Below are 5,866 nucleotides of genomic sequence, written 5' to 3' on the forward strand. Positions count from 1 at the left end.
CAGCGTAAAGGGTGTAAGCGTTCCGCTTAATTGATGTGACTTTTCCTCTGTGATCCGCTATCTTGTTTAGTATATAAAACACAAATGCCGCATCCTCCGTTTTACCTCGCAGGTCTGGGCATTATTGTTAAGTCAGCAAAACGAGAAAGCATGATGAGCGTAATGTTCGATCCTGAAACTACGATTTACCCCTTCCCGCCGAAGCCGCGTCCGTTGAGCCTCGACGAAAAAGCGTTTTACCGCGAAAAGATCAAAAGGCTACTGAAGGAGCGGGATGCGGTGATGGTGGCCCACTACTATACCGACCCGGAGATCCAGCAGCTTGCCGAGGAGACCGGCGGCTGTATCTCTGATTCCCTTGAGATGGCGCGCTTTGGAGCGAAGCATCCTGCTTCCACGCTGCTGGTGGCCGGGGTGCGCTTTATGGGCGAGACCGCTAAGATCCTCAGCCCGGAAAAAACCATTCTTATGCCGACGCTCGATGCCGAGTGCTCCCTCGATCTTGGTTGCCCCATTGAGCCTTTCAGCGCCTTTTGCGATGCGCATCCGGATCGCACTGTCGTGGTTTACGCCAATACTTCAGCCGCCGTTAAGGCGCGAGCGGACTGGGTCGTCACTTCAAGTATCGCCGTCGAGCTGATTGAACATCTGGATAGCCTTGGGGAGAAGATCATCTGGGCGCCGGATCGTCATCTCGGCAGCTACGTACAGAAGCAGACCGGGGCCGACATTCTCTGCTGGCAGGGAGCGTGCATCGTTCACGACGAGTTCAAAACCCAGGCGCTGGCGCGTATGAAAGCGCTCTATCCTGATGCGGCCGTTCTGGTTCATCCTGAGTCACCGCAGGCGGTGGTGGATATGGCAGACGCCGTGGGATCTACCAGCCAGCTGATCAACGCGGCCAAAACGCTGCCGCATTCGCAGCTTATTGTCGCCACCGATCGCGGTATCTTTTACAAGATGCAGCAGGCCGTACCGGGGAAAGAGCTGCTGGAAGCACCTACCGCCGGTGAGGGCGCAACCTGTCGCAGCTGTGCACACTGCCCGTGGATGGCCATGAACGGCCTCCAGGCTATCGCTGAGGGGCTGGAGAAGGGCGGGGCGCTGCACGAGATCCATGTCGATGCGAAACTACGTGAAGGGGCGCTGCTGCCGCTTAACCGGATGCTGGATTTTGCCGCAACGCTGCGTTAATTACGTACCGTGCGATAACGGCTATGATTGTTAAGACAATTTCACTTTTTGACAGGCGGGGCAGAAATGGATTTTTTTAGTACGCAGAATATTTTGGTTCACATTCCGCTAGGGGCGGGCGGCTACGATCTCTCGTGGATCGAAGCGGTGGGTACCCTCGCTGGGCTGCTCTGCATCTGGCTTGCCAGCCTGGAGAAGATCAGTAACTACGCCTTTGGTTTGATCAACGTAACGCTGTTTGCGGTGATCTTTTTCCAGATCCAGCTCTACGCTAGCCTGCTGCTGCAGCTCTTCTTCTTCGCGGCTAACATCTACGGCTGGTATGCCTGGTCGCGGCAAACGACACAAAACGAGGCCGTGCTGCAGATCCGCTGGCTGCCGCGCGGTAAGGCAATTGTCTGGCTGGTTATCTGCGCCCTGGCGATTGGTCTGATGACCCTGTTTATCGATCCGGTGTTCACCTTCCTGACCCGCATTGCGGTCACTGTCATGCAGGCGCTGGGTTTAAACGTGGCGATGCCTGAACTACAGCCCGATGCCTTCCCGTTCTGGGACGCCTGTCTGATGGTGCTGTCGATTGTGGCCATGGTGCTGATGACCCGCAAATACGTCGAAAACTGGCTGCTGTGGGTCGTAGTTAACGTGATTAGCGTGGTGATCTTTGCCCTGCAGGGCGTCTACGCCATGTCGCTGGAGTACCTGATCCTGACCTTTATTGCATTAAACGGCAGCCGGATGTGGATAAACAGCGCGCGGGAACGAGGCTCACGCGCGCTGGTTGGCTAGTGGTGATGATGATGAACGTGACCGGAGGGCAGGGTATTGAGATCGCACTCCGGTCCGCTGCAGGGACGGTACTCCATCTGGATCGTCACGTGTGAAATCTCATAGTGATGGATTAGAAAGTGCTGGATGCGCTCCAGAAGCGCATCATGATCGTGCGGGGGAATAACCTGTACGTGCAGGGTCATCACCGACTTCTCTCCCACCGTCCAGACGTGCACATGGTGTACGTCGCGCACCTCCGGGATATCGCGGCGCAGATGGCGACGCAGCGCCGCAATATCCAGCGATACCGGCGCGCCCTCCAGCAGTTCGTTGACGCTCTCTTTAAGCAGCGTCCAGGCGCTGCGCAGCACCAGACAGGAAACCAGCACCGAGAGTATCGGGTCAACCGGCGTCCAGCCTGTCCACAGGATCACCAGCGCTGCAACAATCGCTCCCACGGAGCCGAGCAGATCGCCCAATACATGGAGCGCAGCGGCCCGCACGTTGAGGTTTTTCTCTTCGCTGCCGCGATGCAGGATCCAGAATGAGACGATGTTAGCGACGAGGCCCGCTATGGCAATGCCCAGCATAGTGACGCCCGCCACTGGCTGCGGGTGATAGAAGCGCGTAATGGCTTCCCAGACAATCATAAAGGTGATGGCGACCAGAGCGAGGGCGTTAACGAATGCCGCCAGGGTAGTGAGCCGCAGCCAGCCGAAGGTACGTTGGGCGCTCGGCGGACGGCGGGCAAAGCGTACGGCCAGCAGAGCAAAGAGCAGGGCAGCGGCATCGGTAAGCATATGACCCGCGTCTGCCAGCAGCGCCAGCGAGCCGGAGACAAGGCCGCCAATCACCTCGACCACCATAAACAGGGCGGTGACGCTAAAGGCCAATAGCAAACGACGGGCGTTGCCATCATGGTGTTCAGAAGGGGAAGCGTGTGAGTGGTGATGCGCCATGAGTTTTATTCCATTTTATATATTCTCAGCGACTTACATCATTGCAGATTTTTATTTCCTCGCCACAAAAAAATAAGGAGAGCCTTGGCTCTCCTCATCGTGCACATCAGCGTAATTACTGTGAAGTGCCGTCGGTTTTAGTATCAACGTCGTTGTTGATACCGTTACCGGTTTCCACTTTTTTATTCACGTCCGGGCAGCGACCGTCTTTACACATGCTGTTTTTATGGATGTCGTCTTTATCCATATGCTGACCGTCAGCGCTGGTTGAAGCCCCACCGTTGGAGTGCAGCATGCCGCCTGTAGAGGTACCGGTAGCGCCACCGGTTGCAGTGCCGGTAGTGTTAGTCCCGGTTGAGCCGGTAGCTGCGTTGGTGTTACCGGTATTGATATCGTTATTGTTTACGTTATTAGGCTGCAGATTCTGTTTAGCGCCCGGTGCTACTGCCCCGGCGTCTGCGGCCGCGTTAGCTGCGCCGTTGCTGTTAGATGCTGCGAGTGCTGCGCCGCTAGCCAGAGTCAGGGTAGTCGTCAGTAAAATTGTAGCCAGTTTATTCATTTTCATAATCGTGCTCCTGTTCTCGTCATTACATTGGATAGCGATATCCAACAGTGCAGATGCGAAACGGAATATTCGCTCAGTAGTGAAAGATGCCAATTCTTCCTAAAAAGGTAGAATGGAATCTGGATAAGAAATAAAAACAAAGTGTTTACAGGTAAAAAGTTTAGTCAGGTTGTCGACGTTCGCTAGCGGCTAACCCTTTTTTATCACTTTTCAGGAATATTCCGTACTCAGTGTAAAAGCCCGTTTACACTTTCTGACTGAGCCGTTAGATTGGAGGGATTGCACTCTCTGACATAAGTATGGCAAACGCTGGAACGATCATGAATTATCAGAACGACGATTTACGCATTAAAGAGATTAACGAACTGTTACCCCCTGTCGCGCTGCTGGAGAAATTCCCGGCGACGGAGACCGCAGCCAATACGGTTTCTCACGCCCGTAAGGCTATCCATAAGATCCTCAAAGGCAGCGATGACCGCCTGCTGGTGGTGATCGGGCCATGCTCAATTCATGACCCGGCCGCGGCCAAAGAGTATGCCGCTCGCCTGCTGACGCTGCGTGAAGAGCTGAAGGGCGAGCTTGAGATCGTGATGCGCGTCTATTTTGAAAAGCCGCGTACTACCGTGGGCTGGAAAGGGCTGATTAACGATCCGCACATGGATAACAGCTTCCAGATCAACGACGGTCTGCGCATTGCTCGCAAGCTGCTGCTGGAGATTAACGACAGCGGCCTGCCTGCGGCGGGGGAGTTCCTTGATATGATCACCCCGCAGTACCTTGCCGATCTGATGAGCTGGGGCGCCATTGGCGCGCGCACTACCGAATCTCAGGTGCACCGCGAGCTGGCGTCCGGGCTATCCTGCCCGGTAGGCTTCAAAAACGGCACCGATGGCACCATCAAGGTGGCGATTGACGCCATCAATGCTGCCGGGGCACCGCACTGCTTCCTCTCCGTCACCAAGTGGGGCCACTCGGCGATTGTGAATACCAGCGGCAACGGCGACTGCCATATCATCCTGCGCGGCGGTAAAGAGCCGAACTACAGCGCGCAGCACGTTGCCGAAGTGAAGCAGGATCTGGATAAAGCTGGGCTGGCACCGCAGGTGATGATCGACTTCAGTCACGCTAACTCCAGCAAGCAGTTCAAGAAGCAGATGACCGTGGGTGAAGACGTTTGTCAGCAGATTGCTGGTGGCGAGAAAGCGGTGATTGGCGTGATGATTGAGAGCCATCTGGTCGAAGGTAGCCAAAGTCTGGAGAGCGGTGAGCCGCTGGTCTATGGCAAGAGCGTGACGGATGCCTGTATCGGCTGGGAAGATACCGACGCTATTCTGCGTCAGCTGGCTAACGCGGTGAAAGCGCGTCGCGGTTGATAATCATGCCCGGCAGCGTTATGCCGCCGGGCACGTATTCATTACTTCGCTTTACCCTGGTTTGCTACCGCCGCCGCTTTTGCAGCGATTTCGTCAGCGTTACCCAGATAGTAATGTTTAATCGGCTTGAAGTTTTCGTCGAACTCATACACCAGCGGTACGCCGGTCGGGATGTTCAGCTCAAGGATCTCATCTTCACCCATGTCGTCCAGGTACTTCACCAGCGCACGCAGGGAGTTACCGTGAGCGGCAATGATCACGCGCTCGCCGCTTTTCAGGCGCGGCAGAATGGTTTCATTCCAGTAAGGGATCACGCGGTCGATGGTCAGCGCCAGGCTCTCGGTCAGCGGCAGCTCCTGCTCAGTCAGGGATGCGTAACGCGGATCGTGGCCCGGGAAGCGCTCATCGTCTTTGGTCAGCGCTGGCGGAGTCACCGCGAAGCCGCGACGCCACTGCTTAACCTGCTCGTCACCGTACTTCTCAGCGGTTTCCGCTTTGTTCAGGCCCTGCAGCGCACCGTAGTGACGCTCGTTCAGTTTCCAGGATTTCTCTACCGGCAGCCAAGCCTGATCGAGTTCATCAAGGACATTCCACAGGGTGTGGATAGCGCGTTTCAGCACGGAGGTGTAGGCAAAATCAAAGCTGAAGCCTTCTGCTTTCAGCAGTTTACCTGCTGATTTTGCTTCGCTCACGCCTTTCTCGGACAGGTCAACATCGTACCAGCCGGTGAAGCGGTTTTCGTTGTTCCACTGGCTTTCGCCATGACGAACCAGAACAAGCTTAGTAACAGCCATACTCTCTCCTTAATAAACCTGGTTGAATGATAACAATTCTCATTATATTGCCGAGGCGACGCCAGCAGCAACGCATAACCATTACCATAGCGAAAATAGTGGCGCAGTGTAAGGTGCTTGTGAAATCGGGGTTAGGATTTTGTCGGCAAACGGTGCTTATTTCAGCAGGATGGGCAAATATTTGCCTGTAGGCCCGGCAAGCGTAGCGCCGCC

The 5,866-nt window shown here is 55.4% G+C and carries 6 protein-coding genes; 3 read left to right on the forward strand and 3 right to left on the reverse strand.

All coding sequences use genetic code 11. The features are described 5' to 3' along the window. Positions 1-153: 153 nt before the first annotated feature. On the forward strand, positions 154-1,194 hold the full coding sequence (gene nadA, locus FN633_RS07505) for a quinolinate synthase NadA (RefSeq protein ID WP_154058854.1): 1,041 nt from the start codon (positions 154-156) through the stop codon (positions 1,192-1,194). 66 nt (positions 1,195-1,260) lie between these two features. After that, positions 1,261-1,980: a nicotinamide riboside transporter PnuC gene (pnuC, locus tag FN633_RS07510; protein WP_154057282.1), complete on the forward strand. Its 720-nt coding sequence runs from the start codon at positions 1,261-1,263 to the stop codon at positions 1,978-1,980. Here pnuC and zitB read toward each other — a convergent pair. Beyond that, complete coding sequence (gene zitB, locus FN633_RS07515; RefSeq protein WP_154057283.1) at positions 1,977-2,921, reverse strand: CDF family zinc transporter ZitB; 945 nt, start codon at positions 2,919-2,921, stop codon at positions 1,977-1,979. The genes pnuC and zitB overlap by 4 nt on opposite strands. A 115-nt stretch (positions 2,922-3,036) precedes the next feature. After that, positions 3,037-3,486: a protein YbgS gene (locus FN633_RS07520; protein WP_154057284.1), complete on the reverse strand. Its 450-nt coding sequence runs from the start codon at positions 3,484-3,486 to the stop codon at positions 3,037-3,039. 320 nt (positions 3,487-3,806) lie between these two features. Here FN633_RS07520 and aroG point away from each other — a divergent pair, with 320 nt between their 5' ends. Next, complete coding sequence (gene aroG / locus FN633_RS07525) at positions 3,807-4,859, forward strand: 3-deoxy-7-phosphoheptulonate synthase AroG (RefSeq protein ID WP_154057285.1); 1,053 nt, start codon at positions 3,807-3,809, stop codon at positions 4,857-4,859. A gap of 41 nt (positions 4,860-4,900) precedes the next feature. On the opposite strand, the gene gpmA is transcribed toward aroG, so the two are convergent. Then, positions 4,901-5,653 carry a 2,3-diphosphoglycerate-dependent phosphoglycerate mutase gene (gene gpmA, locus FN633_RS07530; RefSeq protein WP_154057286.1) on the reverse strand — a complete coding sequence of 251 codons (753 nt, stop codon included), beginning with the start codon at positions 5,651-5,653 and terminating at the stop codon, positions 4,901-4,903. Between the last annotated feature and the right edge of the window lie 213 nt (positions 5,654-5,866).

Origin of the sequence: Pseudescherichia vulneris (assembly GCF_902164725.1) — a bacterium.
Lineage (GTDB): Bacteria > Pseudomonadota > Gammaproteobacteria > Enterobacterales > Enterobacteriaceae > Pseudescherichia > Pseudescherichia vulneris.